At 54.5% G+C, this 20,879-nt stretch carries 16 protein-coding genes; 8 read left to right on the forward strand and 8 right to left on the reverse strand.

The genetic code is table 11. The features are described 5' to 3' along the window. Positions 1-2: 2 nt before the first annotated feature. The gene (locus tag K239x_RS03885) at positions 3-677 is read left to right on the forward strand and encodes a hypothetical protein (RefSeq protein WP_145416342.1); all 675 of its coding nucleotides are present in this window, start codon (positions 3-5) and stop codon (positions 675-677) included. A 934-nt stretch (positions 678-1,611) separates the two neighbouring features. On the opposite strand, the gene K239x_RS03890 is transcribed toward K239x_RS03885, so the two are convergent. After that, a complete protein-coding gene (locus K239x_RS03890) occupies positions 1,612-3,036 on the reverse strand; it encodes a hypothetical protein (RefSeq protein WP_419189645.1) in 1,425 nt (474 codons plus the stop codon). A 247-nt stretch (positions 3,037-3,283) separates the two neighbouring features. Between K239x_RS03890 and K239x_RS03895 the strand changes: the two genes are divergently transcribed. Together K239x_RS03895 and K239x_RS03900 are read left to right on the forward strand one after the other, a co-directional pair. After that, positions 3,284-4,312, forward strand: coding sequence for an NAD-dependent epimerase/dehydratase family protein (locus tag K239x_RS03895; RefSeq protein ID WP_419189646.1), 1,029 nt, complete (start codon positions 3,284-3,286; stop codon positions 4,310-4,312). A 6-nt stretch (positions 4,313-4,318) separates the two neighbouring features. Next, positions 4,319-5,365, forward strand: coding sequence for a dihydrodipicolinate synthase family protein (locus K239x_RS03900; protein ID WP_145416344.1), 1,047 nt, complete (start codon positions 4,319-4,321; stop codon positions 5,363-5,365). A 186-nt stretch (positions 5,366-5,551) separates the two neighbouring features. Here the strand turns inward: K239x_RS03900 and queC are convergent, their stop codons facing one another. Together queC and K239x_RS03910 are read right to left on the reverse strand one after the other, a co-directional pair. Then, positions 5,552-6,244, reverse strand: coding sequence for a 7-cyano-7-deazaguanine synthase QueC (gene queC, locus K239x_RS03905; protein ID WP_145416345.1), 693 nt, complete (start codon positions 6,242-6,244; stop codon positions 5,552-5,554). Further along, positions 6,237-7,202, reverse strand: coding sequence for a 3'-5' exoribonuclease YhaM family protein (locus K239x_RS03910; protein WP_145416346.1), 966 nt, complete (start codon positions 7,200-7,202; stop codon positions 6,237-6,239). Before K239x_RS03910 ends, queC begins: the two co-directional genes overlap by 8 nt. Before the next feature lie 622 nt (positions 7,203-7,824). Between K239x_RS03910 and K239x_RS03915 the strand changes: the two genes are divergently transcribed. The 4 genes from K239x_RS03915 to K239x_RS03930 all read left to right on the forward strand — a co-directional run bounded on the left by K239x_RS03915 (position 7,825) and on the right by K239x_RS03930 (position 14,355). Next, on the forward strand, positions 7,825-8,466 hold the full coding sequence (locus tag K239x_RS03915; RefSeq protein ID WP_145416347.1) for a hypothetical protein: 642 nt from the start codon (positions 7,825-7,827) through the stop codon (positions 8,464-8,466). A 202-nt stretch (positions 8,467-8,668) separates the two neighbouring features. Further along, positions 8,669-9,787, forward strand: a complete 1,119-nt coding sequence (locus K239x_RS03920; protein WP_419189647.1) for a c-type cytochrome domain-containing protein — start codon at positions 8,669-8,671, stop codon at positions 9,785-9,787. A 40-nt stretch (positions 9,788-9,827) separates the two neighbouring features. Beyond that, positions 9,828-12,029: a polyphosphate kinase 1 gene (gene ppk1, locus K239x_RS03925; protein WP_145416348.1), complete on the forward strand. Its 2,202-nt coding sequence runs from the start codon at positions 9,828-9,830 to the stop codon at positions 12,027-12,029. 397 nt (positions 12,030-12,426) lie between these two features. After that, positions 12,427-14,355, forward strand: a complete 1,929-nt coding sequence (locus K239x_RS03930) for a membrane or secreted protein (protein ID WP_145416349.1) — start codon at positions 12,427-12,429, stop codon at positions 14,353-14,355. 183 nt (positions 14,356-14,538) lie between these two features. Here K239x_RS03930 and K239x_RS03935 read toward each other — a convergent pair whose 3' ends face one another. The 4 genes from K239x_RS03935 to larB form a co-directional block, all read right to left on the reverse strand. Then, complete coding sequence (locus K239x_RS03935) at positions 14,539-15,534, reverse strand: DHH family phosphoesterase (protein WP_145416350.1); 996 nt, start codon at positions 15,532-15,534, stop codon at positions 14,539-14,541. A gap of 4 nt (positions 15,535-15,538) precedes the next feature. Then, a complete protein-coding gene (locus K239x_RS03940) occupies positions 15,539-16,537 on the reverse strand; it encodes a bifunctional riboflavin kinase/FAD synthetase (protein ID WP_419189648.1) in 999 nt (332 codons plus the stop codon). 93 nt (positions 16,538-16,630) lie between these two features. Then, positions 16,631-17,521: an NAD(P)H-hydrate dehydratase gene (locus tag K239x_RS03945; protein ID WP_145416351.1), complete on the reverse strand. Its 891-nt coding sequence runs from the start codon at positions 17,519-17,521 to the stop codon at positions 16,631-16,633. Positions 17,522-17,534: 13 nt separating this feature from the next. Beyond that, complete coding sequence (gene larB, locus K239x_RS03950) at positions 17,535-18,425, reverse strand: nickel pincer cofactor biosynthesis protein LarB (protein ID WP_145416352.1); 891 nt, start codon at positions 18,423-18,425, stop codon at positions 17,535-17,537. Between the two features lie 220 nt (positions 18,426-18,645). Between larB and K239x_RS03955 the strand changes: the two genes are divergently transcribed. Further along, the gene (locus tag K239x_RS03955) at positions 18,646-19,860 is read left to right on the forward strand and encodes an argininosuccinate synthase (RefSeq protein WP_145416353.1); all 1,215 of its coding nucleotides are present in this window, start codon (positions 18,646-18,648) and stop codon (positions 19,858-19,860) included. A 77-nt stretch (positions 19,861-19,937) separates the two neighbouring features. Here the strand turns inward: K239x_RS03955 and K239x_RS03960 are convergent, their stop codons facing one another. Further along, a complete protein-coding gene (locus K239x_RS03960) occupies positions 19,938-20,849 on the reverse strand; it encodes a DUF1559 family PulG-like putative transporter (protein ID WP_145416354.1) in 912 nt (303 codons plus the stop codon). Positions 20,850-20,879: the final 30 nt, after the last annotated feature.

Consider the following 20,879-nt stretch of genomic DNA (forward strand, 5'->3'; position numbering starts at 1 on the left):
CAATGACCAAGAAACTGCTCGTGACCATTCCGCACTTTTGTGCGCCGTCGGATTCGCCCAACAATGCGGCGGCGAATCAAACGGCCTATGGTTCGGTTGCAGGATCGCCAGCACGCAGAATTCAAGCCTTTCAAGAGTGCTTGGATCAGTTGGCTCGCACGTTCGCGTATCCGGCGTATGCGTTGGACAATCGCACTGGTCTGATTGGCTCGGCCGCGTTCATTTTGCCGCCCGAGTGGGACGTAGAGATTCTGATCTGTGTTCACGAAGAGAATCATTTGATCGATTCGGTGCGATTGCCCACGCAGGCGAATGTGATTCAGGTCGGGGGGCTTCCCCAAGAGCTTGGGTTTGCCTGCCATCGCGAAATGGCATCGCGGTTTCAGACATGCGATTTACTTTGTTACCTGGAAGACGACATCGTGATCACGGATCCTTCGTTCTTCGGCAAGCACGTTTGGTTTCACAAGCTTGTCAACGATGGAGCGATCGTGCAGCCGAATCGTTTCGACGTGGATGGTGATTGGCGAAAAGTCTACGTGGACGGTCCGTTGCCAAAACGTCATGTGATGCGATATGCCGATCTGAAAGTGCAGTCGGAGCTCACTGCGGAATATGGCTCGCGTCGGATTCGGTTTATGCGACCCAGCAATCTGATGTCGGCGTTTTTTTTCTGAATCAGACTCAACTTCGCAAATGGGTTGATTCTGATGTGTTCGATGATCGGGACAGCTCGTATAGCAGTCCGCTAGAAAGGGCTCAAATCCTCGGGATGCTAAAGCTTTTTCGCGTGTACAAGCCGTCGTTTGCGAACGCATCATTCTTAGAAGTCGAACACTGCGATTCGCGGCTCACGCGGGCGCCGACGCCTCGGCGCGGTTTGGACCAAGCGATCAAAGAATTCGGCTAGGCAGTTGTCTGCTCGTTCGCTGATTACAGCAACTGGCCAATGGCGCTGAATTTTTTTTGTTTAGCGTTTGTGGTTGGTGGCGAAAAAGTAGTCGCTGGGCACACGCCGCATCCGTGAGCCGCTGGCGCTAGCCACGGGCATTTATCAACGATGCAATTCCGGTCGGAAACCGGAGAGGGCGACTGTTCCGCCGGATTAAGTGCTGATCGCGGGCCGTGTGTTTTTGGGATGCCGTAAAGGGCCCGTGGCTAGCGCCAGCGGCTAAGTTCGGAACTCCCCTCGTTCTTTCTTTGGGTTGGATGAAGTGTATTGTGGCGCCGTTTGGATCTCGTTTTCGTGAGCCGCTGGCGCTAGCCACGGGCATTTATCAACGATGCAATTCCGGTCGGAAACCGGAGAGGGCGACTGTTCCGCCGGATTAAGTGCTGGTCGCGGGCCGCGTGTTTTGGGGATACCGCAAAGGGCCCGTGGCTAGCGCCAGCGGCTAAGTTCGGAACTCCCCTCGTTCTTTCTTTAGGTTGGATGAAGTGGATTGTGGTGTCGTGAGCCGCTGGCGCTAGCCACGGGCATATATCAACGACGCAAATCCGGTCGGAAACCAGAGAGGGCGACTGTTCCGCCGGATTAAGTGCTGGTCGCGGGCCGTGTGTTTTGGGATACCGCAAAGGGCCCGTGGCTAGCGCCAGCGGCTAAGTTCAGAATTACTTTTTTTTGACTTTCACTTCGATCTTTTCTGGCTCGACGGAATCGAGCAGAAAGCGAATGGAGGCTCGGTTTGGGTCGCTTTTTCCGTCTTCGGTATCGAAGATGTATTCCTCGTGCACCAGCATGATAGAGTCGCTCATCCCGATTGGCAGTCCCTTTAAAGTGACGTTTCCTTTCTCGATCGGCTGATCTGAAAATGGCGTTTTAAATCGAATGCGGTAATCAATCTGCTTCTTTTGATCGATCGGACGAATCTGGTTTTCAATCAACAAAAGCGAGTTGTTCTTTCGTCCCAAAATCGTAGATCCGCCCAGGTAATACTGTTGGTTGGGCCAGCTGGAAACTTTGCCCCCAGTAAATGGTTTTCCGTCCTGATCTGTGACGGCAACTTCCAAGGTACCCGTCTTTTCCATTTCGACAGTCGGATGGATGATGTCTTCATCAACCTCAAACAATTGGCCTTTGACGAACGCGCGATGTTTCGGCTCGGTAACGGAAACCCAGTCATCGCAAACCGCGATAATTTGGACTTTCCCGCTGTGGGGAATCGATTTCAAAACGAACGTGCCGTCTTCATTGATCGCTGTCCACTCTTTCCAAGTCACTGACGGATCTTGTTCATTCCAAGAATCGCCCGCCGGTTTGGGAGCGGTGCAGGTGATCGCAAATCCATTCTTAATTGGACGCGGGACGTTGTCGGACAACCTGCCTTCGACTCTTGTGCCCGGCTTCATTTTTAGGTTGCGAATTCGGACGGCTTGACTGGGGCGCACGCGGAGCGGCATGACGCTGCTGAAGAGAGTGGCTCCGTCGTCTTGTGGTTTTACCAGCATGGTTTGCCATGTGCCGTCGCTGGCCGCACCTGTTCGGCGACCACCGGTTGCCTTGTCATCAACCCAATAGGTGGGGTCGTAGGGGCCAGCGATCATGACGCCAAAATTCGAGATGGGTTGATTGTCATTGTCGACGGCAGAGAGGTTGATCTCGCAGCCCTTTTTGAGCGTCACTTCGGCTTTGTCGGGGCCCAGATCGAAGTGCACGATTTGCTGCACGTATTCGTAATGACTGACTGAGAATGTGACCAAGCGAGTGGTCATCGTATGCGGTGTGGAGGCGACTTTTGCCGGGTATCGGACGACCGCACGGCCCTCCTTGTCGCTAATCACTGACTTGGGCAGACCTAGTTTTTCGCTGTTCCAATAGCCGTGGCCGCCGCCTTCCTGCATTCGCATGGCGTAAACCTTCACGGCAGCGTCTTCGACGGGTTTGCCGTCTTCGTCTTGCAACAGGACGACGAGGTCCGTCATGGTATTTTGGTCGATGCTCTTTGTCTCAATCGGGTTTTCAGGCGTGTCCGCATAGAGGCATGCGACACTGATCCAAAGAACCAAAACAGCGAAGCAACGAGTGGTGTGGGGCATGGTCTGTGCCTTTTCGGAAATGCAATGTGAACGAGCCAAACCAATTGTACCTCGCTGGTGGAGGCTCAGAGTGACCAGTCGGCTCAGCGAACAGAGAACGGAACGTCGTTGAAGTTCAAGGGTTTCGCCTGTTTCGGTTTGCGTTCAGGGCTTGGCAGCCTAAAGGCTGTACTCCAACGGGTTCGTTTACGGGAGGTGTTATACTGTTTGCGATCTGTGACCGCGGGACTACGAAGGGAGACTACGTTTGACGAATGCGATTGATGATGTCGCCGAGCTTGAGAATCTGCTTAGCGAACCGACCGACTACGTGATCAATTCGTTGGCAGCTGCGCCGGGCGATACGATCCTGTTGGGTGTCGGCGGAAAAATGGGGCCGACGCTGACGCGAATGCTGGTGCGCGCGTGTCAGGCGGCGGGTGATAAACGCAAGATCATTGCTGTTAGCCGGTTCAGTAGTGCATCGGCAAAGCAGTCGTTGTCGGATCTGGGGGTGGAAACGATCGCTGGCGATCTGTTGGCCGACGGTTTCGTGGACCAATTGCCTGATGCTGACAACGTCATTCACATGACGGGCATGAAGTTCGGTACGGGCACGAATGCGGCTGCGACTTGGGCAATGAATACTTATCTGCCGACGTTGGTTTGTCACCGCTATCGTCAATCGCGAATCATGGCGTTTTCGACGGGCAATGTTTATCCGCATGTCAGTGTCGACGGTGATTGGTCGCGCGAAGACGACGATTTGTTGCCGGTGGGTGAATATGGCATGTCGGCGCTCGGACGCGAGCGGATGTTTCAATACTTTAGCGATACCTATCAGATTCCGACGTCTCTCGTTCGATTGAACTACGCCGTCGAAATGCGTTACGGTGTGTTGGTCGACATTGCTCGCCAAGTTCACTCGGGTGAGACAATTGACTTGTCGATGGGTTACGCCAACGTGATCTGGCAGGGGGACGCCAACGCATTGGCGATTGCCGCATTGGCCGATGCGAGCGTGCCAGCGAAGGCAATCAATGTGGCAGGTCCTGAATTGGTTTGTGTGGAAACAGTTGCCAATCAGTTTGCGGAGCTGTTTGGCTTGGAGGCGAAGTTCTCAGGGCATGCCGCGCCGACAGCCTTGTTGAACGATGGCAGCGCCGCGCACGCGAGATCCGACAAGCCTCGCGTGACTTTGGAGCAAATGATTCAGTGGATCGCGGACTGGATTTCACGTGATCAACCGTCTCTTGATAAACCGACACATTTTGAAGTCCGTAGTGGGAAGTTTTAAGCTGACATGAACGAAAAGATTTCTGAAGTCCTGCACCGTGGTGTTGTGATTCCGGCGCATCCCTTGGCGCTGGACGCTGATCGCCAGTTGGACGAACGTGGCCAGCGTGCTCTTGCGCGGTACTACCTTGCCGCTGGGGCGGGTGGTCTAGCTGTCGGTGTGCATACAACGCAATTTGCCATTCACGATCCGTCTGTCGGTTGGTACGAACGCGTTTTAAAGATCGCCGCCGAAGAAATGGATCAAGCGGGAAGCGACGAAACGGTTCGCGTTGCCGGCATCATTGGGGATACGAAGCAGGCCGCTGGTGAAGCTGCGTTGGCTGGTGAGCTCGGGTACCACAGTGGGTTGCTGGGTTTGTCGGCGATGCGTGGAGCGAGTGAAGATGAGTTGATCGAACACTGTCGCGCGGTGGCTGACGTGATTCCGGTGTTTGGGTTCTACTTGCAGCCCGGTATTGGCGGAATCGATTTGCCGTATTCGTTTTGGCGTCGATTTGTTGAAATCGACAATGTGATCGCGATCAAGATTGCGGCGTTCGATCGCTACAATACGTTGGACGTGATCCGAGCTCTTTCGGATGCAGGCCGCGACGACATCGCGTTGTACACGGGCAATGATGATCATATCGTTGGCGACTTGATCAGTTGTTATCGATTGATTGGCGATGACGGAGTGATGCGGCATCGCAGGTTCGCAGGTGGATTGCTTGGGCACTGGGCTGTGTGGACAAAGAGTGCCGTCGATTTGTTGTCGCAGTGCAAAGATTCAAAACAAGATGCGTCGCTGTTGCCGGAGCTATTGATTCGCAACGGCGAAGTGACCGATTGCAACGCGGTGCTGTTCGATGCGGCCAATGGATTTGTCGGCTGCATTCCTGGCATCATGGAAGTGCTTCGTCGGCAAGGTTTGGTGCAAACGAATTTGTGTATCGATCCGAACGAATGTTTGAGCCTAGGGCAGGCTGATCAGATCGATCGGATTTGCGCCGCTTATCCACACTTGACCGATGACGAGTTTGTCAAAGCGGGCCGAGCCGAGTGGTTGGCATAGCCGGCATCATGCTGCGACGGATACCGTTTGATCTCTGTGCGTTATTGAGACCGATTTGGCTCGTGACAAGGAAATTTGCGTTGGTCGTGTCGTTGGTTGGGGCTTGGGGGCGATCCGCAGGTTCGCGATTGGAGAAGGGTTCTTTAGGGTTACGTCGGCCGGGCTACGTCAGTCGGAAACTGACGGCTACGTTGTTGGGTCGGTGAGCCCGTTTTCTTGGAAGCCTTTTTGACGCAATAGGCAGGCGTCGCAGTGACTGCAGGGTTTGCCGCCATCGAGCGGATCGTAGCAGGAAAGCGTATCGCTGTAGTCGACCCCCAGCGAAAGCCCTTTGGCGATGATCTGTGCTTTGGTCAGATCAATCAGTGGCGTATGGATCGTCATGCGGTCCGTGTCAGTCACGCCGGACTTGGTCGCCAGGTTGGCCATCACCTGAAACGCTTCGATGAACTCGCTTCGGCAGTCGGGATAGCCGCTGTAGTCGAGTGCGTTGACGCCAATGAAGATGTCGTGCGAGCCAAGCGTTTCGGCCAAGGCCAGAGCGAGCGAAAGGAAGACCGTGTTTCTGGCGGGAACATAGGTCACGGGAATCTCGCTCCCCATCTCTTCGACGCTATCGGCTTTGGGGACCGCAATCGCCGAATCCGTCAGCGCCGATCCTCCGAACTGGGCCAGGTTGATGTCGACGATACGGTGGGAAGCAGCACCAAGCGTCGCGGCGATTTTTTCGGCTCGTTCCAGTTCGTACTGATGACGTTGGCCATAGCGAAAGCTAATCGCGTGCGGCGCGAAACCGGTGCTGTTGGCGATTGCCAAACAAGTTGCACTATCGAGCCCACCCGAAAGCAGAACGACAGCAGGACGTGGGGAGTTAGTCACGATTCTTCCAGAGTTTGCGTCCGATCGATGGATTGTAATTGGTCCAGTTGCCGTCCGCCGCGACGTCGGATTCGATCACGCTGGTGTAGGCAGTGATCTTTGCATCCAAGTTGTCGATATGGTGCAGTGCGACAGCTTCCAGGGTGACGGGCAGCTTGGGGCTGCCGTATTCGAGTTGTCCGTGATGGCTGACGACCAAGTGCTCCAGATGCAGTTTCAATTCATCTGGAAAACGATCGTTGCTGTCCGTCTGCAATGATCGGATTTTTTCGTCCAACATTTGGATGCCGATCACAATGTGGCCCAGCATTTGTCCACGGTCGGTGTAAGAGATTTCGCCGCCGGAGGACAGTTCTTCGATTTTGCCAAGATCGTGTAAGAACGCGCCGAACATCAATAGCTCGGTGTCCATTTGTGGGTAGCGAGGACCGATCGCTTGGCACATTTCCATCAAGTCGATGGTGTGTCGCAGTAGGCCGCCGGGGTAGGCGTGATGATTCGACACGGCCGCGGCTGCGGATTTTAGACGACCAAGAAGATCCTCGTCGCCCAAGTAAGTTTCACCGAGAGCCCGCAAGTGAATGTTGCGGAGCCCACCGAGCAGTTCGCGAAGTCGTGTCTCCAATTGATCGGCGGCGGCGGCGTCGAATCGTTCGAATTCGGAGAGTTCGATTTCTGATGGATCCATCCTTTCGATCGAAGTCACGATGACTTGCAAGTTACCGTTGTGAATTTGTGTCCGACCTTTGCAGAACACGTAGTCACTGCGATCAAACGATTCGAACATCTTTTCGTCCGCGTTCCACATCATGCCCGCGATTGTTCCGGACTGATCCGAGAGTTTCATCAAGATGTATTTGCCACCTTGCCGATTGACTCGCAGTTGTTTGTCAGCGGCTTGGAAAGCTTGTTCAAAGGACTGTCCGTCGTTCAGGTCGACGATCGGCGTGCGATTCACAGCAGACTCAGGAGGCAAAAAGGGCAGGGGAGGATGGCGTTAAAACGACAAGAATGGCGTCCATGCCGGGGGTTTGGCAAGGCCCGAGAGGAGGCGAGACGTGCGGCGACGAGAGTTCTGTCGCAATCGAGTCCTTGCCGCCGGGCGTGAGGGCATTGCAATCACATTTAGAAGCATTGATCTGCCTAGTCCTGGATCTTCCTGGCCCGAGATCTACGTAGTCCGAATATCGCCGCCGATGTATGGCAGAGGAAATCACGCGAATTCTCGTTCGTGCTTTGCGTTGCCCGTGACCTCCTCTCAGAATCACGGTATGCCCTGGTCGGCAGCGGCCTACTTTTGTCGGCAGAAATCTTACGATTGTCATCAGGAACGCGGCCACATTTGAAATCGCGACCACAGAGATCGACAAATAAACGAAGCTGATCAACTAGCTTTCTGATCGGTTATTGACACGGAAAACACGCGGTATTGCTTGCACGGGGAACGTCGCTACATCATGCTATGAGGCTTGTCGCGACAAAAACTGATTCGAGATCGCGGGATACTCATCTCTTTGGATTTTCGCAGCTCTATGCTTGATTCCTCGTCTGACTCTGCACGGAAGTCGTCAGTTAATCTGGTGCGATCGTCCCATTCATGGACGGAAGCAGATAGCGCGGCCGGATTTGTGTTGCGATATTTGTCACCCATGCAGCGGCAGTTGACGTTGCTGCTGGGGTCCAAAGAACACGCTGACGAAGCATTGAAAATCTTGCTTGCTCACTTGGTGCAGGCTGGATTCGGTGAACACAAACGCGGACGTCTGAGGGATTTTTTGGTCCGTGGTGTTCGTTCGTGTGCCAAAGCACGTTTGAACGACATGCCCGAAGCGGAGCGAGCCGGAGTCGATCTGGGCAGTGTCACGCTTGGATCCAAGGAATGGTTGTCGTTTTGGCGAGATTGCATGCTGGAGCGAGCCTGGCGGGCTCTGGAACGCCACGAGCACAAACAACCAGATGTTCCGGTGTTTTCCGTGCTCAGTGTTGCCACTGAAAACCCAAAAGCAAGTTCCGAGGCAGTGGCAGCCAAGGTCAAAGAACAGTTCCAAATTGACTTGTCAGCTGTTCAGGTTGATCAAGTGTTGACACCCGCGCGAGCGTTGTTTGCCCAGCTGATCGCCGACGAAATCGTCGAAACTCTGCAGAGTCCCACCAAGAACGACGTCAAGGAAGAGATTAAGCTGCTGGGCATGGCTCATGCGTTCAACGGGGTCGCCGTTTGACCCTGTTTTCAGCATGCTGGAAACATTGGCGTGATCCGACGATACTAAGAACTCCGCTTTCTGCTTCACCAGACGTTCCTGAGTAAGTGAGTTTCGCGGCAGCAAGTCTCGCGGCCGTGTTTTTCGTTTGCGTCAGTGAATCTCGGGATGCCGCAGCGGACTCGCGTGCGTTCAGATTTCTACATCCAAGGATTTCGCCGATATGCGTCGATTCATCGTGCCTCCCCGTCAGCACGTTTTTTACATGCTAGTGACCATCGCGACCGGGTTTGGCATCGGTTGGGACACCGGGGCCGTGTCAGGACAAGAAGCGGTCGAACAAGAATCAGGTGATCCGGAAACAGCCGCGTCTGTTTCCGAAGAGATTTCGCGAACTGCGGTCGACGGTGAAGGCCGTGTGGTTGTTTTTAATCGTGACATCGCGCCAATTTTTCGCCGTCATTGCTTGGACTGTCACGGACCCGAAGACAGCAAGGCAGACTTTCGTATCGATGATGTCGATTCGGTCTCCTCGTATGTCGAAGCGGGGGATTTGGAATCCAGTGCGATGTATGTCGATTATCTCCTCAGCGAAGACGAAGACATGATGATGCCGCCGCCTGCCAAGGGGGGCCCGTTGTCGCCGGGCGAGCTGGCGTTGATTCGAGTGTGGATCGAAGAGGGAGCCAATTGGCCGGATGATGCCAATGTGGCTGGCGCTTCAACAGTTCCCGCACCTGTGATTACGGTGACGCAGGAAAAGACGTTGATCGGGCGAGCCTGGGCGTTTCAAGGCTTCTTTCATCCCGCAACAATCCACTTTCCGGTAGCGTTGCTGACGTTTGGGGCCATCTTTGTCGTGCTGGGTTGGAAGTGGCCCGCGATCGGTACACAAATTCCTTTGGCGTGTCTGCTGTTCGGGGCCGTGTCAGCGGTCGGGGCGACGATGATGGGATGGGCATTCGCAACGGAGAAGGGCTATCCAGGATGGACGCATTTTGACATGGACAACGAATTTTTCTGGCATCGCTGGGGCGGCATGATCGTCACGGTGTTCAGTTTGGTGATGGCGGGCGTGGCACTGCTTGGCATCAAACGTGGTGACAGTTCGCTAGACAAAGTGTGGAAGATTGGCCTGCTAGTCGCCGCAGGAATGGTCGGCGCGGTAGGACACCAGGGTGGTGAACTGACGTATGGAAAGGACCACTATCCCAAAGCATTTCGGATTTTGATGGGAACGGACGGCGAAGAAGTCACGGTGGACGATGAGCCCGGCGAACAGGTCAGTCTTCAGCGTGAATCCGCCGCTCCGCAGCCTGCGTTGGTCCCACAGAATGTGTAGCTGCGTGGTCGCCGAATTGGTTAAGTGAACGGAATAAGAAGTGGCAAAGAAACGCAAAGCGAAATCAAAAAAAGATACTCTGCTTGATCAACCGCTCCCGGATGATCGGTTTATCAATCGCGAAATCAGTTGGCTTGAATTCAATCAGCGTGTTTTGGAACAGGCTGCTGATGAAAGTCTGCCATTGCTGGAACGAGCGAAGTTTCTAGCGATCACCAGTTCCAACATGGACGAATTCGTCATGGTCCGCGTCGGTGGTTTGCGAATGCAGTACCAGCGAAATGCGCAGCAACGTGATCCTGCGGGTCTGACGATCGCCGAACAGTTAAACGCGGTGCTGGGCAAAGCGCAAATGATTGTTAGCCAGCAGTATCGCCTGGTGCGAGATACGTTGGAGCCAGCACTTGATCAGGAGGGAATTTCGAGAATTGATTTGAACAGTTGTTCGGATCGCTGCACGGTGGCTGCTGAGACGAGATTTCGCACTGACATTTCCGCTGTGTTGTCGCCGCAACAAATTTCCGTCGGGCACCCGTTTCCGCTTCTTCAGGGATTGGGTGTTCAGCTGTGCGTGCGTCTGAAAGCGGATGAAGACACCGAACTGGGCGGAAAACCAGCAGAAGAGGGTGACTTGCCGTGGCAATTCGCGATTGTTCCGCTCGGCCGCGTCTTGGATCGGATGGTGCCGATGCCATCGGACGGTGGCTACCGATACGTGCTGTTAGAAGATCTCGTGACGCATTTTGTGTCAGAGTTCTTTCCCAATCGCGAAGTGCTTGAATGCATCCCGCTGCGGGTTACTCGCAATGCAGACATTGAACTTCGCGAAGATTCCGCGGCCGACTTGCTGGGCGGTATGGAAGAAGTCTTGGAGAGTCGTCGCTATTCCGGTGCAGTGCGGTTGGAGTACGGTGCCCACGCCAGTGACGAAATGGTCGCATTTCTTTCGGAGTCGCTCGGGCTAACCAATCAACATCTGTTTGCAATTGATGGCCCCCTGGATCTGACCTATTTGTTTTCGCTCCATGGTCTGGACGGTTTCGAAGCGTTGAAGGATGAAGCTTGGCCGCCACAGCCAAGTCCTCAGATCGATGCCAGCGAAAAAATGTTTACAACGATCGCGGCTGGTGATGTGATCTTAGTTCATCCATACGAACGATATGATCCTGTCGTCAGGCTGATCGAAGAGGCGGCGATCGACCCCGACGTGTTGGCGATCAAGCAAGTGCTTTACCGCACGAGCAAGAAAAGCCCGATTGTCGCAGCCCTGAAACGCGCCGCGGATCGAGGCAAATATGTCACGACGATTGTGGAGCTGAAAGCGCGTTTCGATGAAGCACGCAACATCGAATGGGCTCGCGAAATGGAGCATGCCGGTGTTCAAGTCATTTACGGCATCCGCGGTCTGAAAACACACGCCAAGGTTTGCATCGTTGTGCGTCGCGAACCGCAAGGCATTGTGCGCTATGTGCATTTTGGAACTGGTAACTACAACGAAGCAACAGCCAATCTGTACGGTGACATTTCGCTGCTGACATGTGATGACATATTGGGGGCTGATGCGACGACATTTTTCAATGCCGTCACGGGCGCCAGTCAGCCTTTGCAGATGCAGCAGTTGATCGCCGCTCCAATTGGACTTCGCAAACGGCTTCTTGATTTGATCGCCGCCGAACGGCAGCGATGTCTGCAGGGACAAAAAGGACAGATCACCGCTAAGCTAAATGCCTTGGTTGATACGGAGCTGATCGATGCGCTCTATCGAGCCAGCCAAGCCGGTGTGAAAATTCGACTTAATATTCGAGGTGTTTGTTGCCTGAGACCTGGTGTGGAGGGGCTGAGCGAAAACATCGAAGTCATCTCGATCGTCGATCGTTTCTTGGAACATGCTCGGATCGTGTTGTTCCATCATGGCGGAGCCGAAGAGCTTTTGATCAGTAGTGCCGATTGGATGCCAAGGAACCTGGATCGTCGCATTGAATTGCTGGTTCCGATCGTGGAGGAAAAATGCCGTCGCAAATTGATTGCGGTTCTCAATCGATATTTCGACGACACGCACAGTGCGTGGCAGATGCTTCCCAACGGGAAATACGAACTGGTGCAGGCCGAAGGTGAACCGTTGCGATCACAGTGGGAGCTGTACCAGTGGTTGGCTGAAAAAATGGACGCGGCCCAGCAGAGTCGGCGAACCACGTTTCAGACTCATGAACCACGCCGAAGCGACGACGAAACCGATCGATAAAATTCGGTCTGCTGGGCTCGCGGCTTGCCGCAGAATGGCCAAAAAACCGGCTCGCGTGGTGATTTTTGTTCACCGCACTACCTCTGGTTGTTCGACGAAGGCGTACACTCACTGAAGCTGTGGTGTTTTAGGCTGCCAATTTCGCTTTTGATTCGCGGGTTTTGGCGGATTCGTGTCACAAGCTGGGGATTTATTTCCCGAAAGATACCGAACAGTCACGAATCCTGCCTTAGACGCCGTTTCGGCCTCAAAACGAGTTCGATAACATACAGCTTTAATGTTGCAGGCAATGACGGTTGGCCTACATCGCCAACTCTTCCTAGTTTCCGGATTTTGCATGAGCTTTTTATCTGGTTTTCGTAACTGCCCCGTAGGGATGGCTTGCGATAGATCTCGAATGTCTTTCACCATTTGCTTGCTGCAAACGTTTGTTTTCGTGCTTGCATCGGTCGCCGTTGGGACTGCTAACGCGCAGCCCGCAGTGGCCACGGCGTACATGCCTGCGACTGACATTCTGCCACAGAACACGGCAGGCTTTGTTCGCATTCCCAATGTGCCCGAGTTTCGAGCTTCGTGGCGCAAGCTGCACCTTGGTCAACTAATTGATGATCCATCGATGAAAGACTTCATTGATGCGCAGCGGGCTAGAGCCACTAATTATCTGGAGTCCACCGATCACAAGATTGGAATTCGTCCCAAAGATTTGGTTGACGTCGTCACGGGTGAAATTTCGCTGGCGTGGATTCCGTTTGAAAACGACAAGTTGCGTCCTTATTCGATTTGCATCATCGCCGACGTACGCGGCAAGCAGGCTGAAAGCCAAGCTGCCATGGACCAGATCGATCAGGATTTGAAAAGGGGTGGCGCTACGCGAAACGATGTCACGTATCGCGACCAGACGATTCGCGTTTATTCGACGAAACCCAAACCAGGCCAATTGAAAGTCAACCAAGTTGCGGTCGCGATCAGCGACTCTCGCGTGATCGCGTCAGACCGTGACACGGTGGTGCAAGACTTGCTGGATGCAATCTCAGGCACACCCAAGGGCGAACCGCTCAGTCGTTTTTCGGATTTCAAAACAGTGATGAGCCAGTCAGATGCGTCACTTGAATTGACCGCAGAAGACAACGGCAAATTGTGTTTGGAATGGTTCGCACACCCATTTCAAATGGGACGTATTTTGCGAGAAGTGTTTGAAGTGGATCGCGGCAATCAAGTTGACATCCTGAAACTGCTAGAAGGACAAGGATTCAACGCTGTTCGTGCGCTGGGCGGAAAAGCCACGTTTGCGGGCGAGAGATTCGATGTTTTGCATCGCGGATTTGTGTTGGCGACGCGTCCATTTAAGAATGCCGCGGTCATGCTGGAGCTAATCAATCAGCCCTACGAAGCGATTCCGGACTGGATTCACAATGAAGTCGGAAGCTTTAATCGGATCAACTGGAACATCGAAAATGGTTTTTGGGCGTCTGAGTCGCTGATCAACGAAGCTCTCGGCGACGAAATTTTTCGCGACATGGTCGAAGGTATTCGTGACGACGAAGCAGGGCCTCAGATCGATCTCGAGAAGAACTTTCTACCCAATTTGGATGACACGATTATCTTGATCGCTGACAACACCGTTCCCGCAGACGTCGATTCCGAGCGAATGCTGGTGGCGGTGGAACTGAAGAACGCGCAAGCGATCAAAGACGTGATTCGCAAAGCCATGGAAGTCGAGCCTGACGCGACCAAAATCGATGCGTTGCCTGGTGTCGATATTTGGCGAGTCCAACGTGGCGAAGGCGAAGATGATTTGGAAGCGGAATTGGAGGCTCTTGGTTTCGATGACGAAGAGGGAGCGGGCGAGAATCAAAAGCCGCTGCTGGATCACTGGGCGATTGCCGTTGTCGACAAAGGTCCCGGTTCACCGTCGGCCTACTTGATGTTCTCCAGCCATCCTGAGTTTTTGATTCAGTCAGCAAAACGAATTCAAGCGGGGGCCAAAGACGGTTTGGCGTCACTGGATCCTGCCAAGAAGGTCGTCGAAGCGATCGGAGATCTAGGAGCAAAGAACGTCGCGATGGATCGATTGGCACGACTGAAAATGTCGATGCGAGCCAAGTACGAATTGTTGCGAAAAGGACAGCTCAAAGACAGCGATTCGGTGTTATCGACGATTCTGAGGCGAGCCATGGAAGATGAGGAGGGTGGCCAGCCCGATCCTTTGAATGCCAGGAAATTGCCGCCAATCGAAAAGATTGAAAAGCACTTGACCGATGGCGGCGCGTTTACCGAGGAAACCGAGGAAGGCTGGTCGTTGACCGGGTTTTTCCTGCGTAAGTAGCCGCGACGCCAAAGAACTTGTTTTCGATCCGTACCGCCATCTCGCCCAGCGAGATGGGGAGCGAAGAAGTTTTATTGGCCAACTGCCTTACAGGGCCCAGCCGAGTTGCAGAGCCAGCCGAGTTGCAGAGCCCAGCTGTTGTCACGCTGCCCGCTCTTTGTGAACTAGGCTGCTTTCGGCTGGCTACTTTCCAAGTGCTTGCTTGAGAGCGTCGATAACGACAGGCAGCACACGTCCGCGGACTTCGTCCAGTGTGCCTTCTTGAAATGCACCCGCGGCGGCCTTGTGTCCGCCACCGTTGAACTGACGAGCGATTTCGTTGCAGTCCAATCCGCAGCGGCTTCGGAAGCTAAGTTTGAACCCGCCGCGAACTTGTCCCACAAAGATCACGGCGGCTTGGGTGTTTTCTACGGCCAAGGTCAGATTGATCGAATCTTCGGTGTCATTGGGCAAGGCTCCCATTTTCTCGAAGTCTTGTTTTTCGACGTACGTGTGCATCAACGTTCCGTCGACTTCGGACTGGGTCCGAGAGAGGATCAGCCCACGCAGTTTTAACCGGGCCAACGTGTCGCGTTCGTACAGATCGCCGTAGATCTCGCTGGGGACTGCGCCCGCTTCCATCAGCCTTGCGATAATACGGTAGGTCTCCGGCGTGACACTTCCAAAACGAAACCATCCCGTGTCCGTCGCTATCGCTGCAAAAACGGGGTACGCCAAGCTGCGCGTCAGTGGGACGTTGAATGCGTCGGCTGCTTGAACAACCAGTGTGCCGGTCGCTTCGGCTTGATAATCCTTGTACATCGTCGCACCCAGTTGGTCTTCGCCAACGTGGTGGTCCAAAACCATTTTGTCGCAGCTTGCCGCTCGGATCACGTCGCCCATGTCACCCAGTTGCGCCCAGGCGCTGGTGTCCAAAATCATGATGCAATCACAGGAAATATCTTCCGCTTCGACGTCGTCACCTAGGACTTCGATATTGGCGGCAGGATCCAAAAACTGCAGGGCCGGCGGCGTGCGATGAGCGTTGATGATTCGCACGTCTTTGCCGATCGTCCGTAGCACTTCAGCCATGCCTAATTCACTACCCAGTGCATCGCAGTCCGGGCGAATGTGGCTAACCAATACAAATGATTGGTAGTGGCTGATTTGGTTGACGAAGGCTTTCCAGTTGACGCTCATGCGTTCAAGTTCCTGAGTTGCCCGCGCTAGCAGCTGCGCGGTGAAGTGTTAGTTGATCGCGTATCGTAGTCACATCTCGCTTTAATTGCGCGGTCAGGTGTTCGGCTGAATCGAACTTAACGACGTCGCGTACAAAACTGACAAAGCTGACAACCAATTGCGTTTGGTAGAGGTCGCCGTGAAAATCGAGGACATGGACTTCGATTTTGCTGGACGAATCTCCAAACGTTGGATTCGGGCCAATGTGGATCGCCGCGTCGTAGTCCTTGCCGTCAATCGTCACCATCCCGCCATACACGCCGTGACCGGGGATGACGACGTCAACATCGGCCAGATTGGCGGTGGGGAATCCTATCGTCCGTCCGCGTTGTTGCCCGGTGACCACCTGCCCACGGATGCAATAAGAGGTGCCTAAAAACTGATTGGCCTGGTCGATGCTGCCGTTCTGCAACAAGTTGCGAATCCGCGTGCTGCTGATCAGTTGATCGTCGCTAAGGGTCGGTTGGGCGATCGTGAAACGGATTTGGTTCTGTTGGCACAGTGCGGCAAGCGTGTCGACGTTTCCTGTTCGCCCGCGTCCAAAGAAAAAATTAGGTCCTTCGACGATCGCTTTCGCTTGCAGTTGTTCGACGATCAGTGACTGAAAAAAAGCTTCAGCCGAAAGACTCAAAAACTCCGCGGTCGTTTCGACAACCAGCAGGAAATCGATGTCAACTTGGCCCATCAATTCGCCGCGACGTTCAACCCAAGTCAAACGTTCGGGAGCCAATTCGGGGCGTAGGATGGCAGTTGGGTGCGGATCGAAAATAACGGCGATCGTCGGGGCGCCGATGTGTTTGGCTTGCTGCGTCACTTCGCCTAGCAACGCGCGGTGGCCCCTGTGAACTCCGTCAAAGTTTCCGATGCTGACCACGCCACCTGTCAAATCAGAATCCAGTGACTCGCCAGCCAGATCGTCCGCGGAGGATTTGGATAGCTGGGAGAAATGAACGATCTTGGTCACGGATCAATAACTGGGCAGAGCAGGGCAGGGCAGTCAGCGGGAGCCCGCGATTATGAACCAGATTACCGCCGGGTCGTAGGTGGCAGCGAAATGCTATTCCAGAGCGGTTGGACTTGAGGGCTCTGCGCCACCATCGGCAATCGCTTTTGCGGTCGCGGCGCCCACCGATTCGAGCAGCTCCACGCAGGTCAATCCGGGCTGCGAATGTTTGCGCGCGGCCAAGTCACCCGCCAAACCATGAATCCAGACGCCTAAGCGGGCCGCATTCCAAGTCGACAATCCTTGACCCAGCAGGGAGGTGATGATTCCAGTCAGCACGTCTCCGCTCCCCGCGGTCGCCATGCCCGGATTTCCGGTCGTGTTGACCCATTTGTCCTGGGGGGAAACCACAACGCTAGGGCCTCCTTTGACGACAATGATCGCGCCTGTTTGCTGTGCAAGCTTTTGCGAGGCAGCGATTTGACTTGCTCGTGACTTTCGACTGACACCGGTGATTCGCTCAAGTTCGCCCGGGTGAGGTGTCAGCACAATGTCGCCAGTGAGGCGTTTGGTCAAATTTGAACGCGACAAAATATTCAGGGCATCAGCGTCGAACACTCGCGGAACGTGCGACATCGAAACCAAGTGTTCGACGATTGCGACGGAACCCTTTTGCGTCGTGATTCCCGGGCCACAGCCCAAGGCCGATACGTCCTGAACGGCGTCGATGACTTCGGCGGAGGCCGCGACTGCAAAATGTCCGTCTTCGTCGCTGGCAGGGATCGTCATTACACCCGGATGAAAACTCGCGACGGTCTCCAAGCAGACGCTAGGAACCATGGCCGTTACCAATCCGGATCCTGTCTTCAGTGCTGCGATTGATGATAAAGCAATGGAGCCACTCATTCCTCGCGAACCGCCGATTAACAAAACACGTCCGAAGTTGCCTTTGTGCGCATCGGTTTGTCGGTGAGTCAGTCGCAGCGGCGGTGTGTTCATTGACATGCGTGCTGATTGGCTAAGTGGTTTTTGAACTTTGAACCCGGCGAATTTGATCGATCACCAACCCAGCTAAGTATCCGGCTTTGAATCCAGCGTCGATATTGACCACCGCGACACCTGCCGCACAGCTGCTGAGCATCCCTAGCAGTGGTGTCAGTCCGCCCAAAGTCGCACCGTAACCGACGCTGGTGGGCACTGCAAAAATGGGTACCGACAAATGCCCCGACACGACCGACGGCAGGGCGCCTTCCATTCCCGCGACCACGATCACCGCAGCAGCTTTTTGTAATTTGGGAACCGCGGACAATAGCCTCTGGGGACCAGCGACTCCAATGTCGTCGTAGCTAGCGAAATCGATTCCCATCCATGCCAGCGTCTCGGTGGCTTCGGCAGCCACCGGTGCATCGGTGCTGCCTGCGGTGACAACGGCAACGTGCGGGGCTGACGATGACAGCGGATCGATCGTCGCATCGTGGGTTACCGAACGAGCAGAAAGCCGTAGTGTTTTGGCGACCGAATTGTGATGGGAGTGTTCAAATTCTGTCTGCAGCTGGATCGCCGCCTTTTCATCGATGCGCGTGACCAAGACATTCTGTCCTGCTGCGATCTGAACGCTGGCAATTCGGTGGATCAATTCGGCAGGTTTGCCTTCGCCATAGATGACTTCGCCAAATCCGCAACGGCTCTGGCGGCCCAGGTCGACTGTGGCCCCTTCGATGGCGGCTTGATCGTCCGGGGAAGCGGTAATCGCGGCCAGCACTTCGGCGACCGACGATTCGCCGGCGGCGAGGCGAGTGAGCCACTGGGCCAGCTGGCTGTGCTGCCCGGTCGACTGGCTAGGCTGCCCGGGAGCAGAATCCGCTTTGTCCGGGGCGCTATTTAATGGGGTAGGGGAGGGCGTTGACATCAAAGTAGCGGGTAGCAACGTTGGGAAACGGACGATTTGGTGTGATGGGCGGTTGCAGTCAGCGAGAATCAAATTCAAATACTTGATTGACGGCCGCGAATAAAGATTGCGGGCCGGGTTGCCGAAAAGGTCTGCCCAGTCATCTTAGCAGTTTCGCGGCGCATCCAGACAGATTCTCGGGCTTTGGCCTGACCCCACCAACCTAGCGGACTCCTTCGACATGAAAAGTTGCGTATTGGCCTATTCAGGCGGACTCGATACCTCAGTGATTCTCGGCTGGCTTCAAGATCAGGGCTACGAAGTCCACTGTGTTTATGTCGATCTGGGACAGCCCTGCGAAGACCGCGCGGCGATCGAAAAGAAAGCTCACGATTGCGGCGCCGCATCGTATCGCTTGGTCGATGTTCGCGAAGAACTCTGTCGCGATTTCGCTTTCCCCGTTTTGGCGTGGCAGGCAAAGTACGAACAGATCTATTTGCTGGGCACATCGATCGCCCGTCCGCTGATCAGCAAAGTCTGTTTGGAAGTTGCTCGCGAAGTCGGAGCAACCGCCTACGCTCATGGTGCCACCGGGAAAGGCAACGATCAATGCCGCTTTCAATTGGCTGCCGAAGCGTTGGACCCTAAGGTCGAAATGATCGCTCCTTGGCGCATCAAGGAATTTCGCGAAGCATTCCCCGGGCGAACTGAATTGATCGCTTATTGCGAGAACAAAAACATTTCGGTCAAAGCGTCCACGGCCAAACCGTACAGCAGCGACGAAAACGTTCTGCACATCAGCTACGAAGCGGGCCAGTTGGAAGAACTAGACGTCAACGGAGTCGAACTGGTTGATTTCGGGATGGGCGTTAGTCCTCAGGAAGCACCGGACAAATCCGAAAGCGTCACGATCGGGTTCGAAGCAGGAGTCCCGGTCACATTGAATGGGCAAAAAGTCGGTGCGCTCGAAATGGTCGAATCGCTCAACGACATTGCCGGACGCAACGGTGTTGGCCGTATTGATATGGTCGAGAATCGTTTTGTCGGAATGAAAAGTCGTGGCGTTTACGAATCGCCAGGAATGACGGTGCTTTACAACGCCTTGATGAATGTCGAGCAGTTGACGATGGATCGCGACTTGATGCACTTGCGAGATCGCATGGCTCCCGAAGTCGCCGAGATGGTGTACTACGGTTTTTGGTATGCGCCAAAGCTGGATGCGATGATGGCCTTCATTCGCGAAGCCCAGAAGCACACGACCGGCGAAGTCACGTTGAAATTGTACAAAGGCAACATCAGCGTCGATTCGCGGAGCAGCAAGAACAGTCTGTACGACGAAGACATCGCAACCATGGAAGGCGGCGGTTCGTATAACCAGGACGACGCCGAAGGGTTCTTGCGAATCCAAGGGTTGCCGTGCCGTGTCCAAGGCACTGTTACACCGCGAAAGTTTTAGTAAACCGCGGAAAGTGCCAAAAGAATGTCAGTCGTGCGATGTCACCATCGCGCTGACGTTCCTTTTGTTGTCCACTCTCAATCCAGCGTGTCATCGGGCAGCGGTTCGCCGCCCGCTGGTGTGACGAGTGCGTTGAAAACGGTCACCGCCGTGTCATCGGAAAGAAAGTGACCGCGGCCATCGACGGTGGCCATCGCAGCTCCGTCTTCTAGTAACTGTCCGGGATCGTCTTTTCGCGATCCGTTGATTTGTCCCGACATCTTGGCAAAGTCCAGGTCGATTGGTTCCGTCCACATTCCTGTTGGAACCGACGGATTGCCTTCGATTACCAGCAGCGTCTGCGTCGGCGAATCGACGATTTTGTCAGGGCTCATCGGTCCCTTGGGAGGGAACAGCGTGTTTGCGCCGACGACTAGATAGTAGTCCGATTCGGGCGTCGTGAATCCGCCTTGTGAATCCGGATGACGAAACACAGCAGGCATCTCATACACGATTTGCATGTTCGGCTCCGACGTCCAATCTTTGGTCAAATCGAATTTGTCGTACAGTTCGTCTTCATCCAGATACGGCAGGATCAGCACTCGCCACGACAGCAGTGGTTTGCCGTTGGCATCCAACAGGGCTGGCGGTGGGTAGGTTTTGTGTTCCGCGGCGTAAGCGTTCAAGGCAGCGGCGATCTTTTCCAGATTGCGAATCGATGCGTTGCGAGTTCGGTTGGACGAGAGTCGCTGAACGGTTTGCCCACCGAATCGAAAGACTGCAAAAACCAAACAGCCCAGCAGAACCAAAGCCACACTGGCAGCGACGATCCAGCCAAAAGGTTTCGTCGCGCCGGAGAGGCCTGTCTTGCCACTGCCAAGTCGTTTCGGAGCAAAGCGGGGAATGTCGATTGGCTTTCCACATGTCACGCATTCGCCACTGCGCCCGCTGTATTGATCCTCGACTTGGGTTTGCGTTCGGCAATGGGGACAAGTGAAAAGAAAAGGCATGGAAATGTAGTCGCTGGCAAGTAATCAACT

Source organism: Stieleria marina (assembly GCA_007741555.1).
In the GTDB taxonomy this organism is placed as follows: domain Bacteria; phylum Planctomycetota; class Planctomycetia; order Pirellulales; family Pirellulaceae; genus K23-9.